Source organism: Pseudoalteromonas sp. 5Ae-yellow (genome assembly GCF_014077565.1).
GTDB lineage: Bacteria > Pseudomonadota > Gammaproteobacteria > Enterobacterales > Alteromonadaceae > Pseudoalteromonas.
Genome location: NZ_JACGWD010000044.1, coordinates 1 through 19,056 on the forward strand (window position 1 = coordinate 1; position 19,056 = coordinate 19,056).

Annotated in this window: 18 protein-coding genes; 7 read left to right on the top strand and 11 right to left on the bottom strand. The window is 39.0% G+C overall.

Features of this window, described 5'->3' with window-relative positions; all coding sequences use genetic code 11:
* Positions 1-171: 171 nt before the first annotated feature.
* The 8 genes from H4J63_RS12625 to sfsA all read right to left on the bottom strand — a co-directional run bounded on the left by H4J63_RS12625 (position 172) and on the right by sfsA (position 6,600).
* On the bottom strand, positions 172-408 hold the full coding sequence (locus H4J63_RS12625; RefSeq protein ID WP_002962684.1) for a hypothetical protein: 237 nt from the start codon (positions 406-408) through the stop codon (positions 172-174).
* A gap of 33 nt (positions 409-441) precedes the next feature.
* Positions 442-1,290 (bottom strand): pantoate--beta-alanine ligase, encoded by an 849-nt coding sequence (panC, locus tag H4J63_RS12630; RefSeq protein ID WP_138489570.1) that lies wholly within the window; start codon positions 1,288-1,290, stop codon positions 442-444.
* Positions 1,290-2,084: a 3-methyl-2-oxobutanoate hydroxymethyltransferase gene (gene panB / locus H4J63_RS12635; RefSeq protein WP_002962679.1), complete on the bottom strand. Its 795-nt coding sequence runs from the start codon at positions 2,082-2,084 to the stop codon at positions 1,290-1,292. The genes panC and panB overlap by 1 nt, the downstream gene beginning before the upstream one ends.
* Positions 2,085-2,114: 30 nt before the next feature.
* Positions 2,115-2,600, bottom strand: coding sequence for a 2-amino-4-hydroxy-6-hydroxymethyldihydropteridine diphosphokinase (folK, locus tag H4J63_RS12640; RefSeq protein WP_182196905.1), 486 nt, complete (start codon positions 2,598-2,600; stop codon positions 2,115-2,117).
* A 4-nt stretch (positions 2,601-2,604) separates the two neighbouring features.
* Complete coding sequence (pcnB, locus tag H4J63_RS12645) at positions 2,605-4,086, bottom strand: polynucleotide adenylyltransferase PcnB (protein WP_206013271.1); 1,482 nt, start codon at positions 4,084-4,086, stop codon at positions 2,605-2,607.
* Positions 4,087-4,164: 78 nt separating this feature from the next.
* A complete protein-coding gene (gluQRS, locus tag H4J63_RS12650; protein ID WP_002962673.1) occupies positions 4,165-5,109 on the bottom strand; it encodes a tRNA glutamyl-Q(34) synthetase GluQRS in 945 nt (314 codons plus the stop codon).
* Positions 5,110-5,129: 20 nt separating this feature from the next.
* Entirely contained in the window at positions 5,130-5,573 is a 444-nt protein-coding gene (gene dksA, locus H4J63_RS12655; RefSeq protein WP_002962671.1) for an RNA polymerase-binding protein DksA, read from the bottom strand.
* A 307-nt stretch (positions 5,574-5,880) separates the two neighbouring features.
* On the bottom strand, positions 5,881-6,600 hold the full coding sequence (sfsA, locus tag H4J63_RS12660) for a DNA/RNA nuclease SfsA (RefSeq protein WP_182196907.1): 720 nt from the start codon (positions 6,598-6,600) through the stop codon (positions 5,881-5,883).
* Between the two features lie 123 nt (positions 6,601-6,723).
* On the opposite strand from sfsA, the gene pepB reads away from it, so the two are divergent.
* On the top strand, positions 6,724-8,019 hold the full coding sequence (gene pepB / locus H4J63_RS12665) for an aminopeptidase PepB (RefSeq protein ID WP_182196909.1): 1,296 nt from the start codon (positions 6,724-6,726) through the stop codon (positions 8,017-8,019).
* A 183-nt stretch (positions 8,020-8,202) separates the two neighbouring features.
* Positions 8,203-8,769: a phosphoribosyltransferase gene (locus tag H4J63_RS12670; protein ID WP_002962666.1), complete on the top strand. Its 567-nt coding sequence runs from the start codon at positions 8,203-8,205 to the stop codon at positions 8,767-8,769.
* 65 nt (positions 8,770-8,834) lie between these two features.
* Here H4J63_RS12670 and H4J63_RS12675 read toward each other — a convergent pair whose 3' ends face one another.
* The gene (locus H4J63_RS12675; protein WP_002962665.1) at positions 8,835-9,491 is read right to left on the bottom strand and encodes a Crp/Fnr family transcriptional regulator; all 657 of its coding nucleotides are present in this window, start codon (positions 9,489-9,491) and stop codon (positions 8,835-8,837) included.
* Positions 9,492-9,778: 287 nt separating this feature from the next.
* Between H4J63_RS12675 and H4J63_RS12680 the strand changes: the two genes are divergently transcribed.
* Positions 9,779-10,015, top strand: coding sequence for a YgjV family protein (locus tag H4J63_RS12680; protein WP_024603839.1), 237 nt, complete (start codon positions 9,779-9,781; stop codon positions 10,013-10,015).
* 355 nt (positions 10,016-10,370) lie between these two features.
* Here the strand turns inward: H4J63_RS12680 and rdgC are convergent, their stop codons facing one another.
* Positions 10,371-11,288 carry a recombination-associated protein RdgC gene (rdgC, locus tag H4J63_RS12685; RefSeq protein WP_024603840.1) on the bottom strand — a complete coding sequence of 306 codons (918 nt, stop codon included), beginning with the start codon at positions 11,286-11,288 and terminating at the stop codon, positions 10,371-10,373.
* A 239-nt stretch (positions 11,289-11,527) separates the two neighbouring features.
* Positions 11,528-13,297, bottom strand: coding sequence for a sensor histidine kinase (locus tag H4J63_RS12690; RefSeq protein WP_024603841.1), 1,770 nt, complete (start codon positions 13,295-13,297; stop codon positions 11,528-11,530).
* 355 nt (positions 13,298-13,652) lie between these two features.
* On the opposite strand from H4J63_RS12690, the gene H4J63_RS12695 reads away from it, so the two are divergent.
* From H4J63_RS12695 to thrC, 4 genes are all read left to right on the top strand, one after another.
* Entirely contained in the window at positions 13,653-14,021 is a 369-nt protein-coding gene (locus tag H4J63_RS12695) for a response regulator (RefSeq protein ID WP_024603842.1), read from the top strand.
* Between the two features lie 228 nt (positions 14,022-14,249).
* Positions 14,250-16,667 (top strand): bifunctional aspartate kinase/homoserine dehydrogenase I, encoded by a 2,418-nt coding sequence (gene thrA, locus H4J63_RS12700; protein WP_024603843.1) that lies wholly within the window; start codon positions 14,250-14,252, stop codon positions 16,665-16,667.
* Positions 16,668-16,676: 9 nt separating this feature from the next.
* Complete coding sequence (gene thrB / locus H4J63_RS12705; protein ID WP_024596294.1) at positions 16,677-17,612, top strand: homoserine kinase; 936 nt, start codon at positions 16,677-16,679, stop codon at positions 17,610-17,612.
* 11 nt (positions 17,613-17,623) lie between these two features.
* The gene (gene thrC, locus H4J63_RS12710; protein WP_182196910.1) at positions 17,624-18,907 is read left to right on the top strand and encodes a threonine synthase; all 1,284 of its coding nucleotides are present in this window, start codon (positions 17,624-17,626) and stop codon (positions 18,905-18,907) included.
* Positions 18,908-19,056 lie beyond the last annotated feature (149 nt).

A 19,056-nucleotide genomic window follows, 5' to 3' on the forward strand; every position in this document is an offset into this window, starting at 1 on the left:
ATCTGTATCAAGTAACCAATGACTAAGCATAAAAATACCCTCATAATCAAAAGATGATAAGGGTATTGTGAAGCAACCAAAAGATCGGTCAACCGATCAAAAATACCTTAACTGATCGGTGTTAGCTCATTGAGCGGTTTTTTTGTGCCTAAAACTAAAAACTTTTAGGAATTAAATATTACCTAATTTTTCGGCTTGTGCTTTACATTGATTATAGCTCTCAACACATTTTCCAGAGCATACTTGTTGCTTTAAGCCCTCAGCAGTTGTTTGCTGTTCACAACTACTTTCACACTGGTAGTTTTGTTGAGCACACTGATTCATTTCAGGGTTTTCAACTTGGTTTTGACAACCTGCTAATAGTGCAAAAGTAAGGGCGACTACGCTTGTTTTTATTAAAGAGTGCATGCTTCTTATCCTTAAAATGGAGTCGCAATAATATTAAATTTCGACTTGGATATTGTCGATCAATCTAACACCACCAAAATAGGCTGCGGCTAAAATAACAAATTGAGTATCTTCGATTGTAGCAGTTTTTAATGTATCTCGTTGAGCAATCTCAAAATAGTCTGGTTTTAGGCCTGCTTGCTCTAAACTTTGTTTAGCTAAGCTTTCAAGTTTTACAAAGTCTTTCTCGCCACTTTTAAGTTGCTCAGCGCACGTATTAAGGGCTTTAAATAATACGGTTGCAGTCGCTTTTTGATCATCAGATAAGTAACCATTACGTGAGCTCATAGCAAGGCCAGAAACTTCTCGCATTGTAGGTACACCAATAACTTCAACCGGAATTGATAAGTCGCGTGCCATAGTTTTGATTACTTGTAATTGCTGAAAATCTTTTTCACCAAAGCAGGCGTAATCTGGTTGCACTAAGTTAAATAACTTAGTCACGATTGTTGCAACGCCTCTAAAGTGACCTGGACGTGAGCCGCCGCAATAGCCTAATGAAATGTCAGGCACATCTACAAAGCTTTGTGCACCTAGTCCGTTAGGGTAGATTGTTTCTACACTTGGGGTAAATACAATATCAGTGCCTAGTTCAGCAAGGCCTTGTTTGTCTTCGTTTAGCGTACGAGGATAGTTATCTAAATCTTCGTTAGCGCCAAATTGCATTGGGTTTACAAAAATACTTACAACGACTTTGTCGGCCAAGTTTTTTGCTTTTTCTACTAGCGAAAAATGCCCACGGTGCAAGTTGCCCATTGTTGGCACAAGCGCCACGCTAAGACCTGCTTGGCGCCATGCTTTAATTTGACTACGTAACGATCTGATTTCAGTTATTGATTGCATTATTTAAACTCATGTTCAGCGCTTGGAAATGCGCCACTTTTAACATCTGTACAATACTTTTGAACGGCAGCAGGCATATTGCCTGTTTCGAGCAAAAAGTTTTTAGAAAATTTAGGAATGTAACCTGCCGAAATACCAACCAGGTCATGCATTACCAGTATTTGGCCGTCAGTTAAGCTGCCAGCACCAATACCAATAGTTGGGATACTTAGAGCGTCTGTAATGCGTTTTGCCAGGGCACTTGGAATACACTCAAGTACTAATAATTGCGCGCCAGCAGCTTCAAGTGCTTTCGCGTCATCAATCATTTTTTGTGCTTTATCTTCTTCGCGACCTTGTATTTTAAAGCCACCAAATACATGAACTGACTGTGGTGTAAGGCCTAAATGCCCGCAAACTGGGATACCTTGTTGAGTGAGTGCTTTAATGCTCTCGTAAAGCCACTCTCCGCCTTCAAGCTTAATCATGTTTGCGCCAGCGCGCATAAGCTCAGCTGCATTTTTACAGGTATCACTTACGCTTGAGTAGGTCATAAACGGTAAGTCAGCAATTACAAATAATTCGCGACTACCGGCGCGTACACAGCGGGTATGATATGCAATATCTTGATTGGTTACGCCAAGGGTGTCATCGCCGCCTTGTAGTACCATGCCCAAAGAGTCGCCCACTAAAATAACTTCAACGCCGTTATCATGAAATAACTTTGCAAAACTAGCGTCGTAGGCTGTCAATGCAGTAATTTTGTTATTTTCTGCTTTCATTTTATTTAAAGTAGAAACGGTTATTTTAGACATAATATCCTCGCAGGCAAAAGCCTAGGTTAATTACAGAGGTAATTGTTGTAAGTCGTTGAGCGGTAAATTATTTGCAATGGTTTTTAATGCAATGCCGCTAGGTAAAATAAGTTCAGGTGCAAGCTCTAATAGTGGATAAACCACAAACTCGCGATTATTCAAACCATAATGAGGCACAGTTAAGCGCACCGTATTTATAATTTGATCATCAAATAATAGAGTATCTATATCAAGTGTGCGTGGACCCCAACGCTCAGCCTTTCTTACTCGACCATGCTCAAGTTCAATACGTTGCGTTAAATCAAGTAATTGCTCTGGCTTAAGGGTCGTTTTAATACACGCTACTGCATTGATATAGTCAGGTTGATCTTGTGGGCCCATAGGCTTACTAGCATAGTAATGCGATACGCTTATAAATTCACAATTGGGCAGCTTTTTAAGCGCGATTACCGCGTTATCAAGCTGCTCTTTTGGTGAGTTTAGGTTGGCACCTAAACCCAAATAAACACAATGCATGTTATTACTCAGTTGGCTTTTTAGTAGGGCGACGGCGCTTTCGCGGCTTAGGACCACCTTGATGACCTAAGCTTTTAACCATCTCTTTTTGGCCGTTTATATCTTTACTTAAGTATTGTGTCCACCACTGAGCAAGCTCTGTATGCTGAGTTTCGCCTGCATCTACGCGTAATAATAAAAAGTCGTAAGCGGCTTTAAAGCGAGGCTGTTGCGTTAGCCTGTATGCACGTTGGCCAGCACGTTTATCTAAGCGGTGCTGAATATGCCAAATATCGCGAGCACCTAAAGTAAAGCGCTTAGGAACAGCTATATGCTGTGAATTATCGCTTAGTACTTTATTCATTGCTTGTGCGAAAGCATCGTATTCAGATAGTTGCTCTTGGCTTTGAATTTTTTTAGTGCGCTCAAGCAGTGGGAACCAAAGTAGGGCAGCAAAAATAAACGCCGGTGTTACTTTTTTATCGGCATTAATACGCTTGTCGGTATTTTGAAACATTTGCTGAATAAGCGTGTGCTCTAAGCCACTTGGGTTTTTATCTAAAATTTTATCAAGTTCAGGAAAAAGTGAGCGGAATAAGCCGTATTTACGCAGCATTAAAAAGTTAGCTTCGGCCTTGCCGTTTAAAAACAGTTTAAGAATTTCTTCAAATAAACGAGCTGGCGGAATGTTATCAAGCAAGCTTGCAAGCTCGCTAATTGGCTTTTCACTTTTAGGCGCAATGCTCATATCAAGCTTAGTGGCAAAACGTACTGCACGTAACATACGAACAGGGTCTTCGCGGTAACGCGTTTCAGGATCGCCAATAAGCTCGATTTGTTTAGCTTTAATTGCCGCTAAGCCGTTGGCGTAATCGTGAATACTAAAATCTTTAATTGAGTAATAAAGTGCGTTGATTGAAAAGTCGCGGCGCTCTGCATCTTCTTCAATACTGCCAAATACGTTATCACGTAGTAATTGACCTTCATTGCTTGATTGGCTTATTTGATTTTTGTCTTCTTGCGCTTCGTGGTGGCCACGCATTGTTGCCACTTCGATAATTTCACGGCCAAATACAATGTGTGCTAGACGAAAGCGACGACCTATCAGGCGACAGTTTCTAAATAGTTTTTTTACCTGATCTGGAGTTGCATTAGTAACTACGTCAAAATCTTTTGGCTGTTGGCCTAACAATATATCGCGAATACAACCACCAACAAGGTAGGCATCGTAGCCACCGTCTTTTAAGCGGTATAATACTTTGATTGCATTTGGGCTAAATTGTTTGCGAGAAATACCATGCTCACCACGAGTGACAACAATAGGTTCACTGCTTACAGAAGCGCTTTGTGCACTTGTATTCGGGCCGATTATTTGTCGGCAAAATTGAAAAAGCTTGGAAATAATAGTCTGTCTCCTAGAAGGTGTGATTGACTCTGCATCGCAATCAAAAGTTACAGCAAATAGGGCGGTTATAACCCAGTACAAGCTGTTTGACGTAATTAGCATATATTTAGGCGGCTATCATATACCAGCAGGGTTTAAAAATTAAGTTGATGTGTTGAAATTAAGCCGTTTTTAGCTATTTTATTTACTTAAATGTGTAAATTGGACTTTCTGGCTATGTGGATGTTGAGAAATTTGTATTTCGGATACTTGGGGGACCTGTTTTAAGCTAAAGTTTTTAATTCCCCAATCGATTAATTGTTCTATATTTAAGTCGCTTAAATCAGCTATAACAGGTAGCCCTAAAAATTCAAAAGCGCTAATTAAAGCAGGCTTTGGATTTTGTTTACAAATGGCGGGGGCATAATTTTGTTTAGATAGTTTAAAACCGGGTTTGGCAACCGCTAAAGGTAAATGAGCAAATTCAGGTACGGGGCTGTCGAGTTGTTTAAACAAACTAATTTGCCGAGCTGTTGGTTCAATTAAATCTGCGCCTCTTACGATTCGATTTATCCTTTGATCGATATCATCGACGACCACAACAAGTTGATATGCAAATAAACCGTCACTGCGTTTAATTAAGTAATCTTCGTGGGATAATGCACTATTTACAGATATATCACCTTGAATTAAATCACTAAATTGGGTCGTTGGATGTTGCTGAACTAAACGAAGTGCGCCGGATTGAGTATGATGATTAAGTGCTTTGCAATGCCCCTGATAAATACCGCCAATAGCTTTTATTTGCTTGCGAGTACAGGTGCAGCCATAAACAAGGTTTTGCTCTAAAAGTGAGTGGGTAATATCTTGATATAAAGACAGACGCTGCGTTTGATATACAACAGGTTCATCCCAGTAAAGGGCGTAGGCTTGTAAGGTATTTAGAATATCGGAGTCGGCGTTTTTAACCACGCGCGTAGTGTCAATGTCTTCAATACGAACTAACCATTTTCCTTGATTAGCTTTTGCATCTAGATAACTACCCACAGCCGCTACAAGTGAGCCAAAATGTAATGGCCCAGAAGGAGACGGTGCAAAACGACCGCGATATTTACGCATAGGCGCAGTAACGGCTGTAGGAGACATAACTAACTAATAAGTTTTAATTAGCCGCGTCCAGATTGCTTTTCTTTGATTTCTGCAAGTGTTTTACAGTCTACGCATAAATCGGCAGTAGGACGTGCTTCTAAGCGACGTATGCCAATTTCGATGCCACAAGACTCACAAAAGCCAAAATCATCTTCTTTAATCAAATTAATTGTTTTTTCAATTTTTTTGATTAATTTACGTTCGCGGTCACGAGTACGAAGTTCTAAAGAGAATTCTTCTTCTTGTGCAGCGCGGTCAACTGGGTCAGGAAAGTTAGCAGCTTCGTCTTGCATGTGCGATTTAGTACGATCAACTTCGTTACGTAAATCGTTACGCCAAGTCTCTAAAATTGCTCTAAAATGAGCACGTTGTGCATCATTCATGTACTCTTCGCCTGGTTTTTCTTGGTATGGTTCTAAACCGGCTTGAGCCAATAAACCATGTTTCTTTTGGTCTGGCATAACTCTCTCCTAAATCCTTAATTTAATGCCTCAGCATTAGCCGGCGGTATAAATAACAGAATCTTATACCCTAGGCAAATTTATTTTTAATTAATCGAATTAGCTTCAACCATGCTTACTGAGTAAAAAGTGTATTAATAGTTTATTTACACTTTTAATTAATTCACATATTCGCTTTCTAAAACTTGCCTTGTTATATGGGCAAAAGCTTTAAAAACAAGTTAATTTTTATAATTCACTTTTTACCACTTTCTATAATTGGAGTACTTTGTAAATTACGCTTAGTTCAATCCCTAGGTTTATTACACTATTCTATAAATGCTATTCTTTTATGAAGTAAGACTCCATTAGCTGAAATTTTGGCTTTGTATGCTAATACTTCAACACCGGCTATTATCGCTTGGTTTAATAACGTGGCGTATTTTTTATCAATATGCGCAGCTGCACTTACGGTATTTATTCCTTCATGCAAAACAGCGAACAGTAATACTGCTCTGTGGCCTTGTTCGATCATTTCTATTAGTTCGCGAATATGCTTTTGTCCACGCAGTGTTTGCGCATCAGGAAAGTAGCCTTGCCCGCTTTGTGGTGCATCTTCGCTTAATAATGTGACTGATTTAACTTCTACATAGCAATTGGGCTTATTTTCGTCTGTGAGTAAAAAGTCGATACGACTGTTTTCGCTGCCGTACTTCACTTCGCTTTGCAATTGACTGTAGTCGAGAAGCTCGCTTATCACATTATTGTTTATTGCTTCTTCTACTACTTTATTAGCCACCGCTGTATTTACACAAATAAGCTGCGATAAGTTATTTTGCGTAAGCTCTAATGAATGCGGGTATTTTCGTTTTGCGTTATCGCTCGTTGAATAAAAAGCAGTAAAGCCTGGCTCAGCGCATCCCGTCATTTTACCTGTATTTGCACAATGTGCGGTAAATTCGCTGCCATCACTTAATTGTAAATCAGCTAAAAAGCGTTTGTAGCGTTTTAATAAGGTGGCAGGTTGCAGCGCTGGCGTGTACTTCATAATAACTTCCAAAGCGTAAACACTGCTCAGCAGTGTGATTTATGTTATTTATCTCAAGCTGTTGGGAACTTAAGCGCTCTATAGTAAACTCGGTGGCACATTTAAGTGCAAGGGAATTCTAACATGAGTGAAAAATTTGTTGTTCAACTAAGCGAACAAGCAGCAGCGAGTCATTGGGGCGATAATGCGTCATTGTCTTTTAACGAGCGCGGTGCAACTGTTCATTTGTCTGAGCAAGACACATTAAAAAATGTTCAAAAAGCAGGCCGTACTATTGCAAGCCAAGGCGTTAAAAATGTTGAATTAGCAGGTGATACTTGGTGTACAGAAAGCCAGTGGGCTTTTTACCAAGGCTTTGTAACACCAAAATCATTAAACGGTGTTGAGTTTGTTGATAACGCACAATCAGATATTAAAGAACTTGCTCACTTAAAAACGTCAGCAATTTGGGCACGTGAAATGGTTAACGGTACTGCCGATGACATATACCCAGAAAGCCTAGCTGAAAAAGCAGCTGAGTTTATTCAATCATTAGCGCCTGAACATGTAAGTTACCAAATTATTAAAGGTGATGCGTTACTAGAACAACAGTGGATTGGTATTCATGCAGTTGGTCGCGGTAGTGTTCGCCCACCAGTATTGCTTGAGCTTGATTACAACCCAACAGGCGACGAAAATGCACCAGTAAGTGCTGCGCTTGTAGGTAAAGGTATTACGTTTGACTCAGGTGGTTACTCAATTAAATCAAGCGAAGGTATGCTTGGTATGAAGTGCGACATGGGCGGCGCTGCAACAGTAACAGCAGGTTTAGCATTGGCTATTAACCGTGGTATTGAAAAACGTATTAAGCTGTTTTTATGTTGTGCTGAGAACTTAATTTCGGGTCATGCATACAAATTAGGTGACATTCTTACTTACAAAAATGGCACAACAGTTGAAATTGTAAACACGGATGCTGAAGGTCGCTTAGTACTTGCTGATGGCTTAATGGCAGCAGGAGAGACTGGCGCTCCACTTATTATTGATGCAGCAACACTAACCGGTGCAGCGCTTGTTGCTGTTGGCCAAGAGTACAATGCATTATTTGCACTTGATAGAGAACTTGCACGTGAAGTTGAAAGTTTTGCATCTCAAGAAATGGAAGCTGCTTGGCCACTGCCTCTTGAAAAATGGCATCAACAAAACTGCCCATCTCCATATGCTGATACGGCAAATAGCCGTGCACAAAAGGGTGGCGGTTACGGCGGCGCATCGAATGCGGCAGGCTTTTTATCGCGCTTTGTGCCAAACGATGGCAAAGGCTGGGTGCACATAGATTTAGCGGCTGCTTTTAACATGGGCAGTACAAGCCAATGGGCAGCGGGCGCAACAACTCAAGGTATGCGTACGGTTGCTCGTACCCTACAAGAAAAAGCATAATATTTACTAAATTATGCTTTTTACACTAAAAATAGGCACCTTTGGGTGCCTATTTTTTAATTTACAGGCAAGCAATTTTATTTCATTTGCGGTAAAATCCGTCGCCAATACCTGTTTGAGTTTAATTTTTGCTTAACTCTAAGCTGCGCTCAAATCTTATATCCACCACTGGGGTTTCTAATTATGTCAGATAAGTGCTACATCACAGCTCAACAGCTGCTTGAAGATTCGTTCCGCGTAGCGGCACAAGTATACCAAGATGGCTTTCGTCCTGATTTTATTATTGGTATTTGGCGAGGTGGTGCACCGATCGGTATTGCTGTTCAAGAATATTACGATTATAAAGGCATTGAGACTGACCACATTGCAGTACGTACATCGTCTTATTACGGTATTGGTAAACAATCTAAAGAAATTAAAGTCCACGGTTTGCATTACATTGTTGAGAACGCAAATGCAGGCGACTCATTATTAATTGTTGATGATGTATTTGACTCTGGTCGTAGTATTGTTGCATTAAAAGAAAAGCTTTCAGAGCTTATGCGCTTAAACTTGCCACGTGATATTCGTATTGCATGTCCGTACTACAAGCCAAAAAACTCAAAAGTAGACACTGTTCCAGATTATTATATTCATGAGTCTGAAGAGTGGTTAGTGTTCCCGCATGAACTATCGGGTTTAACACCGGATGAAATTATTGCAGGTAAATCTGATCTTGTGAAAATTCATGACATTTTGCTAGAGAAGTAATCAGTAATTTGTATAAATAGAAAAAGGCCGTTAAGGCCTTTTTTTATGGGTAAACTTTAAATAACTTAAAGTTGAGCAAAGCTATCTACGTATTCACTTAGCTTTGGTATATCGACTGCTTGTAAGCCATCGTTACTTCTAAGTACCAAGCCTTTTTCGACAAGTTCTGTAACAACACGTCTGTAAGCTCGCTCAGTGGTGGCAAAGCGTTCGGCTTCAGCATTTACAGTTGGATAGGCTCTAAGTAGCGTAGGGTTGTTGTTCTCGGCTCTTAGTAAGCAATCTTTGGCTATGTTGTAGCTCAATGGTAGTAGTAGCTTATCTAAATTGATTTTTTGGTTTTCCTGAAATTTAGCCGCAATAGTTTGTGCGGTGTATAAACTCAGTTCTGGTTTTTCAAGCAGCAGAGCACGCCAATGTCTTAATTCAATAAGATTATAAGTTACATCGCTAAAGCACGTTACCGTATAAATACACGGATTATTATTTAGCGCTTCTATTTCACCAATAAGGGTGTTGTTACAATCCAATTGTCCTAACAGCAGGCGTCGTCCATTACCTACGTCGTAACTAAACGACACAGTGCCACTGCGTACAAGCACAAGCTTGCTTAAAGGCTGATCTTGATGGATCAGAACTTCTTTTTTTGATTGTTGATAGCTACTACCGGCAAAGGTTAAAAGCTGATCAACAAGGTAACTAGAAAAATGGTATTGAAACATCAATGTGCTCTTCGGACATTTGTCCTATTTATTACATCTTAATGACGTTAGCATTAAGACACTAAGAATTTACGCTAACTTGCTACTAATATTATTAGCTTTGCTAATAGTATTATTTTACCTTCATTTCCCGTGTAATGATTTAAGAATTTGCTGGTGTTTTCCGGCAAACTTTTTCAGGTTTTTAAGCAAGTTAGCTTTTTTATTTTGTTGTAACTTTGCAATACTTATAAGTGCCATAAGTTAGCAGTACATGTAATGCTAACCTAAAGGCTAGGAGAGAACAATTGAGTTGGGAATATTTAGGCTATATTGCATCAGCTTTATTGGTTGCATCGTTAACAATGACAGATGTAGTAAAACTGCGTTGGTACAACATGTTTGGTTGTATTGTATTTACTGTATACGGTGTTGCCATTGGCGCAGTACCTGTTATTTTTACCAACGGCTTATTGTCGCTTGTAAATTTATACCACATTATAAAAATATATCGCCAACCTAAAGTTGAAGACGCTAAAAGCTAAAATAAGTTATCTGCACAAATAAGTTAATTATTTCAATTAAAATCAAAGCTTCAGTTTTTGTGCTGTCCAGCTTGAAGTGAATACATATAATCTCATATCACTCTACATAACTTTCCTTTGAACCTTGCTGTAATCTCTTACTTGAAAGATGATTTCATTAGGTTTTAATACGCCGAACGTTAGCTAAATTCTGTTCGCGGATAACAAATATATAAATAAGCGCTTCTAAAAATTCCATTAAAAAATCCGATAGCAGTAAACTGCTATCGGATTTTTTATCTGTTATACCAACCTGCTTATATATGAATCTATTTAATGCTTCAAAGCGCTTAAATATTTATGTAGGTTGTGGTATTTACGCTTTTTCTAAATCTTCAACGTCACCTAAGCCAGCAGTTAGTTCTTCAAGTAATTGCTTTATTTCCTCAGAAGCTAAAATAAAGTCAGCATCAAGTTTTAAAGCCATATCTTCTTTAGGAATATCTGCGTTCTCTTCTTTTAGAGTTTCAGAGTAGCTTAAACGCTTAATAGAGCCATCGTTTTGCAGCATAAACTTAAGGCGTTCTTGCCAATCAAGTGCCAGTTTAGTTACGCGTTTACCACTTTCTAAGTGCGATTTAACCTCATCACATGCCAGATCATGGCCTTTTAGTTTTACTTGTGCACCGCTGTCGTCAGCTTCTTCAAGCTCAGCGTCAGAGCCAATAGCAAAGCCTTCTGGTGTACTAAAGTTAGTTAACCAATCAGTTAAGAATACATCTAGGTCGTAGTTAGCAAACGCAGGTACAACTGGGAGCGTTCCTAACGATTTACGAAGTAGTGCCAGTAGCTCTTCAGCTTTATTAAAGCTGCCACTATTTACAACCACCCAGCCATTTTCTTGGTCAATAAAGGCAAATTGTAAGCTCGACTTTTTAAATGCCTGGGGTAGAAGAGTATGAAGAATGTTTTCTTTTAATTCGTCTTTTTCTTTCTTTTTAACAGGGCGGTTTTCTTCGGCTTCTATCTGATCAATCTTCTCAGTAACTAGTTCGTTAATAACAGAAGCTGGGAGTACTTTTTCTTCACGTTTTGCGCAAACTAAAATACTTTTTTGAGAAAAATGCGATAGTGTTTCGCCATGCTTTCCAAACGCTTTTGTCCAACCAAATGTTGCAAGCTCTTGACCAGTACATGGGCGAAATAAATCTTGCTCTAATGCTTTATCAAAATCTTCTTGGGTGTATGAAACGTCTTGCTTAAAGCGGTAACAAATAAGGTTACTAAACCACATAGGGGAATTGATCCATTTGAAAAATTTGTCCAATCATAGCAATAAAAACAGCATCTCGAAATGACTGATTTGTTACTAGGGCGTGTTGAACTTTATGGATTGAAATTTGTTCAATCTATGGGCGATTAAATCGCGGCGCGAGGTTTGTAACCTAGTGGGCTAAGTAAAAACCAAATATGTTGCTGAAAATTCAACCACCAAAGATCAACACGCCCTAATAATTTAATGCATGTACTTTTTTATTCATATTTTTCAAAAATAGGCATTGGCTTAGCCATGTTCTTTGGAAATTGAATATAGTAACGCAGACCTTTGCCAGGTTCACTCGTTGCATCAATAGATCCGCTAAGAGTTTGTTTAACTAAATTAAACATTATATGGGTACCTAATCCGCTTCCGCCTTCATCGCGCTTAGTCGTAAAGAATGGGTCAAACAACTTTTTCAATTGCTCACTGGTAACACCGTTACCGTCATCTTTGTAATCAATCGTTAAGTTAGTGTCATCTGCACTTATTTTGATATCCATCACACCGTTGCTTTTACCTTCAAAGCCATGAATGAGTGAATTCATTATTAAGTTAGTAAAAATTTGGCTGATGGCGCCTGCAGGTAAATTTAAAACTAAATCATCAGGGCATTCTAATTTTATTGTATGAGATGTCTTTTTTAGTTTTGGATGCAGTGAGCGTATTACTTCGTTAGTGTAATCTTTAAAGTTAATAGTTCTTACTGCTTCACTGGCCTGATCGACCGCTATTTGCTTAAAGCTAGCAATAAGCTCTGAGGCTCTATCTAAGTTAGTGGTTAACAAGCTTGTACTTTGTTTTGCTTCGTTAATAAATTCTTCTAATGCTTTTGGTGAAAGTGTTTTTTCACTATAAGCACTTTCGAGTTTATTTAAGCGTTCTTGCAAAAACGATATTGCCGTTACACCTATCCCAATAGGGGTGTTTATATCATGTGTAATACCCGCCACAAGTCCGCCTAGTGCAGCCATCTTCTCTGTACCTAATAAACGTTCCTGTGCAAGGCTTAATTCTTCTATATAACGTTGGGATTCAGTTTGTTTTGTAATTAGCTCTTGCTCTGTGCTGCGGCGCAAGTCTATTTCTTCAGTGAGCACAATTTTTTGCTTTTCAAGTTCATATTTTTGATGTTGTAATTCCATCATTGCTTGGCTTAAGTTTGATGTTTTACGGGCTACGTCTTGCTCAAGTTGTATGTTGTGATGATCGAGTTTTTCGTTACTAATAATGAGTTCTTTTTGGGTGTGCTCAAGCTCTTTCCTATACTGAACCACTTTATCTATTAGTTTGTTAAACGACTGCTCCATTACTTTTAGTTCGTTATGCTCCTCTGTTTCTATTTCGATGTGTTGTCCTTCTAGCTCATCTAATTCTAGGTTTTCTAGTTGCTCAGTGAGCTCAGCTAAGGGATCTGTAAGAAGCTTTCTAAATGCCATTAAAAATAAAATGATTAAAAAGGTGGTTTTAATCATCGCATTACCAATCAAAAAGTAGATTGATACCATAATTCGGCTTAAAACAACTTCTCGGCTAGAAAATAAGGTAACGTCACCCACTTGGGTAGCACGGCCAGAAAATTCAAAAATAAGTGGAAAGGTGTAACCAAACAGACCGGATTTCGCGTCTTCTAAAATTGCTTCTTCTTGTACTAACTGTTGGTTATATAGCTTATGTATGTCGAGCGAGCGCCCTAATTGTGAAATAATTTCGCCGCTGTCGTCTCGAACAATAATCCCTTCAATCATGGGAATGGCGAGTAAACCTTCTGCTGTTGTAATTGTTTGCTTGGTATTAAGCTCCCAAATTGCACGTGTTAAGCTACGACTAAAGGTTTTTTGTAATGTACTTAATTCATCACGTATATAGTCTTTAGTATTGAGATATTCAGCAAGCACCTGTCCGCAAGTCACTACGAAGGTAAGCAAAAAATAAACGGATAAAACGCTTGTTAGTAGCTTCTTAGAAAGGCTTTTTTGTAACATGAGTGACTTGTTCATCCTTTGTTATTTTTGTAACGTTACTATTGTAATTCAAAAGTTAGTCAATAAACCTCTAAAAATAAATAAAAAAGTTAAAATTTAATAAGATAAATCTAATTAAATAGGTATGTAGTATTAATGTAATTAAATTCAGCTATGAATTAGTAAATTTGTTAGACGTTAAGTTTTGTAAGTTTGATTAGAATTTAGTTTCGTTAATCATATTTAAATGAATTAATTCTATATTTATCATTGCATTGAATTATTAATGCGCTAAGTATTTAGATGCGTGTTAAAGTGTCTTGAGTGCAAAGGAAGATGGTCTTTTAATAACTTTGATGGTTGTGTAGTAGTAAACATGATGAAATTTTCGATATTAGTCTGTGATGATTCTGCTGTTGCTCGTAAACAAGTCGTGCGGTGTTTAAATGAGTGTATAGATGCAGATATACAACAAGCTATAAATGGAGCAAACGCCCTCGATCTTTTAAGAGCACAAAACTTTGATTTACTGTGCCTAGACCTCACCATGCCAGAGGTTGATGGTATACAAGTACTTGAAACTATAAAAATAGAAAAAATAGAGTGCTTTGTGTTGGTTATTTCTGCTGATATACAGGAGAAAATGAAGAAACGAGTCGCCCAACTTGGCGCAATTGATTTTATTGATAAACCTATTAATAAATCAAGCTTGAATGAAATATTGCATAAATTTGGCATTCATTAGGTTTTTTCATGTTAAAAAAGGCTGTTTTATCTTTTAATTTAGGGTTGACAGCATAGCCTTTGTTAAGGCAGTCTTAACATATGAAAACAATTAATCGCGTACTGACCATTATTATTACAACCATCATTCTTACTGGATAGTGGCATAGGTCGGTGCAACAAATTTAAAGGCCTGTGTTCACTTAGAACACAGGCCTTTTTTCGTTTTATGGGATGAGGAACATAAACAATGCGAGTTTTAAAATTTGGTGGGTCTTCACTTGCCGATTATGCATGCTTACAACAGGTAGCTCAGTTAGTTAAAGCACAGTTAAAAGATGAAATGTTATTGGTGCTTTCTGCTCCAGGTGGAATGACCGATTCGCTAGTTGCACTCGCAAGTGCCGCAGAGCAAGGCTTAGATTTTTCGCAGCAATGGCAAGCATTAGCGAGTCGCTGTGAAGGCCTAAAAGCTGACGTTGAAAAAAGTGGCGTAGTAGTTACAATCTGGCCAGATCTAAGGGAACTTAAAAATAAACTAGATGGCGTGTCGCTTATACAGTGTTGCCCTGATCAAGTTCGCGCATTTGTAATTAGCTTTGGAGAGCGCGTTAGCGTTTCTTTAATGCAGGCTTTATTGAACTCGCACGATGCAAGATACTTAGAAGCAACAAGCTGTATCGCCTCAACTGGTGGTTATATCGACGCCGAGGCTGATTTAGTAACAAGTAAAGCGCGCTTTCAAGCTGTGCTTAAAGAAAATCCTGCAACTATTTATATCATGCCTGGTTTTACTGCGAGTAATGACAAGGGCGAGCTTACAACGCTTGGTCGTAATGGCTCAGACTACTCAGCAGCAATTGCAGCAGCATGTTTAGAAGCTGAGATTTGTCAAATTTGGACAGACGTTGATGGCGTATACAGTGCTGATCCTCGTTATATTAAAAAAGCCACTAAAGTAGATTTTTTATCTTATAAAGAAGCGATGGAGCTTTCTTACTTTGGTGCAAAAGTACTTCATCCAAAAACAATTTTACCGTGTGCTAAAGCAGGCGTGCCATGTGAAATTAAAAATACGCATAACCCAGACGCACAAGGCTCATTAATTGGTAACGATTATTCATCTGATGAGCCCGTAAAAGCGCTTTCTAGCTTACAAGACCTTGCAATGTTAACTGTTTCAGGCCCAGGCATGAAAGGTAAAGTAGGCATGGCGTCTAAGGTATTTAACGCGCTTGCTCACGATAACGTATCAATTGTATTGATCACGCAATCATCATGTGAATTTAGTATTAGTTTTTGTGTGCACGAAACAGACCTAGCACTTGCACTCGATGCGCTACAAACTGCATTTGAGCTTGAATTACAAGCAGGGCTTATTGAGCCTGTACAAGTACAACGTAATTTAGCCATTGTTACTTTAGTGGGCGACAACATGCGCGCACACCGAGGCTTAGCGGCTAAGTTTTTTGCATCGCTTGCACAAGCGCAAGTAAATATTGTGGCAATTGCACAGGATTCTACAGAAAGTGCTATTTCTGCGGTAATTGATGGTGAGTTATGTAATGACGCTGTAAAAATATGCCATGAAAACTTTTTCACGCATGTGCCGTCAATTGATGTGTTTTTACTAGGTTGTGGCTTAGTAGGGCAAGAGCTTATTAATCAGCTTGAACGTCAGCAAGCTTGGCTTGAAAAGCGTAATATTAAACTTAACTTGTATGGTGTTGCTAACTCTCGTCAATTACACCTTGATAACGAAGGCATCGCTTTTAGTGATTGGCAGCAAAAATTGGCCTCATCTGAGCAAGCATTTGATTTAAAGTTAGTAGAGCAATTTGTTAAGCAAAACCACTTAGTGAATCCGGTATTAGTAGATTGTACATCTTCAGATGCACTTGCTGCGCAGTATGTAGACTTTTTAAATGCAGGTTTCCATGTAGTTGCTGCCAATAAAAAAGCGACAACAAGCTCATACACGTATTACCAAGATTTAATTGCAGCAACACAAAAGAATAATCGTAAATTTTTATACGAAACAAATGTTGGTGCAGGCTTACCAGTTATCGACAACTTACAGTCATTATTTGGAGCTGGTGATGAGTTACTAGAGTTTAGCGGTATTTTATCAGGCTCACTTTCGTATATGTTTGGCGCACTTCAAGATGGTTTATCACTTTCTGAAGCCACAATTAAAGCTAAAGAAAGTGGCTTTACAGAACCAGATCCTCGTGATGATTTATCGGGTACCGATGTAGCACGTAAGTTACTGATCATTGCTCGCGAAGCCGGTATGAAGTTGGAGCTAAGCGATATTGAAGTTGAGTCAGTATTACCACAAGGTTTTGCACAAGGTGATAGCGTTGATGAGTTTATGGCAAAACTACCAAGCCTAGATGCTGATTTTAATGACCGCATTCAAAGCGCTGCGAGCGAAGGTAAGGTACTTCGTTATGTAGGTACAATTAAAGAAGGTCACTGTAAAGTAGGTATTGAGGCTGTTGATGAAAAACATGCGCTTAATGTAATTCGCGATGGCGAAAACGCGCTTGCTATTTTAAGTCAATACTACCAGCCACGTCCGTTTGTTATTCGTGGTTATGGTGCAGGGTCTGAAGTAACAGCAGCGGGTGTATTTGCTGATATTTTAAAAACACTATCGCGCTAGGAGCTCGTTATGATTGAAGTATATGCTCCGGCGTCTATTGGTAATTTTGCAGTAGGTTTTGATGCACTTGGCGCAGCGCTTGCGCCAATTGATGGTAGTTTATTAGGTGATGTAGCCGTTGTAAGTGCAGCACCAAGTGACGAATTTATTTGTACTGGCGACTACGCTCACAAGTTACCAAGTGATGCGAATGAAAACTTAGCGTACCAGTGTTTAGTACATTTTAGAGCGCATGTTGCGCCTGATATGCCAAGCGTAAAGCTCGAGCTTAAAAAGAATTTACCAATTGGATCTGGACTTGGTTCTAGTGCATGCTCGGTCGTGGCTACCTTTGCTGCCCTTGATAAGTTTGCACAAACTAACTTAAGTCAGGTTGAGCTTATTGAGCTTATGGCTGACTTTGAAGCTGTAGTGAGCGGTGGTCGTCATTACGACAACATCACGCCATGCTATTTAGGTGGTTTGCAATTAACAGGTGATTTAATCCCTGATAAATCGATTGCACTGCCTGTTGATGAAAATTGGTACTACGTTGCTGCGTTCCCTGGTTTTTCACTCAACACTGCAAAAGCGCGCTCGGTTTTACCAAAAGAGTTGAGCATGCATGCAAGTGTTGAGTTTGCACAGCGTTTATCGGCATTTAGTAGCTTACTGTTGACTAATCGTTTTGACGATGCACTTAGCATAATGAAAGATGAAATAGCAGAACCTTACCGCGCACCGCTTATTAAAGGTTTTAGTGAAGCCAAAGCAAGCTTACCAGCGTTGGGCGCTGAAATAGTGAGTATTTCGGGCGCAGGACCTACCTTGTTTAGTGTATGTAAAACACTTGAAGCTGCAAAGCAATGCGCGCAGTGGTTAGAGGCAAATTACATTAACGAGCAAGGCTTTTGCCACATTTGTAAATTAGATAACGACGGCACGCGTCAATTAACAGTTTTATAGGATAGGTAGTCATGCAATTACATAATTTAAAAGATAGCTCACAAAAAGTGTCGTTCGTTGAAGCCGTAAAAACAGGTTTGGGTCGTAATCAAGGTGTGTTTTTCCCTGAATCCCTTGCCCCACTGTCCGATGTTGATGCATTGCTTGATATGGACTTTGTTACACGCAGTGGCAAAATATTATCTCACCTAATTGGTGATGAGCTGCCAAGCGACACTGTGGCACAAATGGTTAAAAATGCATTTAACTTTCCAGTTAAGCTGGTAGAAGTTGAAGAGAATACATACTGCTTAGAGTTGTTTCATGGTCCTACGCTTGCGTTTAAAGACTTTGGTGGTCGCTTTATGGCTGAGTGTTTAGCGCAATTTAATAAAGATGAAAAAGTAACTATTTTAACCGCAACATCGGGCGATACTGGTGCAGCCGTTGCACATGCTTTTTATAACAAGCCGAATATCGATGTTGTCATCTTATATCCTAAAGGCAAAATTTCACTTGCTCAGCAAAAGCTATTTACTACGTTAGGTAACAATATTCATTGTTACGCAGTTGATGGCAGTTTTGATGATTGCCAAGAGTTGGTTAAAAATGCCTTTTTAGATGAAGAAGTTAAATCAATACTTGGGCTTAATTCTGCTAATTCAATTAATATTAGCCGTTTAGTTGCTCAGGTTTGTTACTACTTTGAGGCCATTGCACAACTACCAAAAGAAAAACGCGCAACAGCGCATATATCAGTGCCAAGTGGCAACTTTGGTAATGTATGTGCTGCAATGATTGGTGCGGTTATTGGCTTACCTGTAGGTAAATTAAGTGCAACAACCAACCAAAATGATACTGTGCCGCGCTTTATGCTTGATAGAACCTGGACGCCAAACGCAACACTTGAGTCGCTTTCAAATGCAATGGATGTAAGTAAGCCAAACAACTGGCCGCGTGTGCAAACAATGTTAGATAATAACTGGTTTAGCTACGATAACTTTTATTCAACTAGCGTAAACGAGGAAGACACGCAATTGGTGATGAAAAAAATTCAACAAACGGGTTATGTTGCAGAGCCCCACACTGCTATTGCGTACCAAGGTCTTGTTGAAAATCGAGCGCCTGGTGCTGCGGGTATCTTTTTAGCAACCGCTCATCCTGCTAAGTTTAAAGAAAGCGTAGAGGGTATTTTAAATATTGAATTAGGTATGCCAAAACCACTTAGCGACGCACTAGCAAAACCATGCCTAGCAAGCGATATAAAGGCCGATTACGACGCATTACGTACAGAAATACTTGCTAAACTTGGCTAAGTTAATTAATTCAAAAAGGCGGTTAAGCCGCCTTTTTTTATAACTTTAGGCTATTAAATCTAGTGAATTGCATTTACTAATTAAATGTAGGAAATAGCATTCATTTAAAATCATTATGGTTTTATAAGAAAATATCATCTTAAAAAGTC

Excerpts from the sequence above, each read along its gene's own strand:
- H4J63_RS12690 (WP_024603841.1), bottom strand. The coding sequence starts at position 13,297 with ATGTTACAAAAAAGCCTTTCTAAGAAGCTACTAACAAGCGTTTTATCC.
- pcnB (WP_206013271.1), bottom strand. The coding sequence starts at position 4,086 with ATGCTAATTACGTCAAACAGCTTGTACTGGGTTATAACCGCCCTATTT.
- thrB (WP_024596294.1), top strand. The coding sequence starts at position 16,677 with ATGATTGAAGTATATGCTCCGGCGTCTATTGGTAATTTTGCAGTAGGT.
- gluQRS (WP_002962673.1), bottom strand. The coding sequence starts at position 5,109 with ATGTCTCCTACAGCCGTTACTGCGCCTATGCGTAAATATCGCGGTCGT.
- thrC (WP_182196910.1), top strand. The coding sequence starts at position 17,624 with ATGCAATTACATAATTTAAAAGATAGCTCACAAAAAGTGTCGTTCGTT.
- panC (WP_138489570.1), bottom strand. The coding sequence starts at position 1,290 with ATGCAATCAATAACTGAAATCAGATCGTTACGTAGTCAAATTAAAGCA.
- dksA (WP_002962671.1), bottom strand. The coding sequence starts at position 5,573 with ATGCCAGACCAAAAGAAACATGGTTTATTGGCTCAAGCCGGTTTAGAA.
- sfsA (WP_182196907.1), bottom strand. The coding sequence starts at position 6,600 with ATGAAGTACACGCCAGCGCTGCAACCTGCCACCTTATTAAAACGCTAC.
- H4J63_RS12695 (WP_024603842.1), top strand. The coding sequence starts at position 13,653 with ATGATGAAATTTTCGATATTAGTCTGTGATGATTCTGCTGTTGCTCGT.
- H4J63_RS12670 (WP_002962666.1), top strand. The coding sequence starts at position 8,203 with ATGTCAGATAAGTGCTACATCACAGCTCAACAGCTGCTTGAAGATTCG.
- H4J63_RS12675 (WP_002962665.1), bottom strand. The coding sequence starts at position 9,491 with ATGTTTCAATACCATTTTTCTAGTTACCTTGTTGATCAGCTTTTAACC.
- panB (WP_002962679.1), bottom strand. The coding sequence starts at position 2,084 with ATGTCTAAAATAACCGTTTCTACTTTAAATAAAATGAAAGCAGAAAAT.
- folK (WP_182196905.1), bottom strand. The coding sequence starts at position 2,600 with ATGCATTGTGTTTATTTGGGTTTAGGTGCCAACCTAAACTCACCAAAA.
- rdgC (WP_024603840.1), bottom strand. The coding sequence starts at position 11,288 with ATGTGGTTTAGTAACCTTATTTGTTACCGCTTTAAGCAAGACGTTTCA.
- H4J63_RS12625 (WP_002962684.1), bottom strand. The coding sequence starts at position 408 with ATGCACTCTTTAATAAAAACAAGCGTAGTCGCCCTTACTTTTGCACTA.
- thrA (WP_024603843.1), top strand. The coding sequence starts at position 14,250 with ATGCGAGTTTTAAAATTTGGTGGGTCTTCACTTGCCGATTATGCATGC.
- pepB (WP_182196909.1), top strand. The coding sequence starts at position 6,724 with ATGAGTGAAAAATTTGTTGTTCAACTAAGCGAACAAGCAGCAGCGAGT.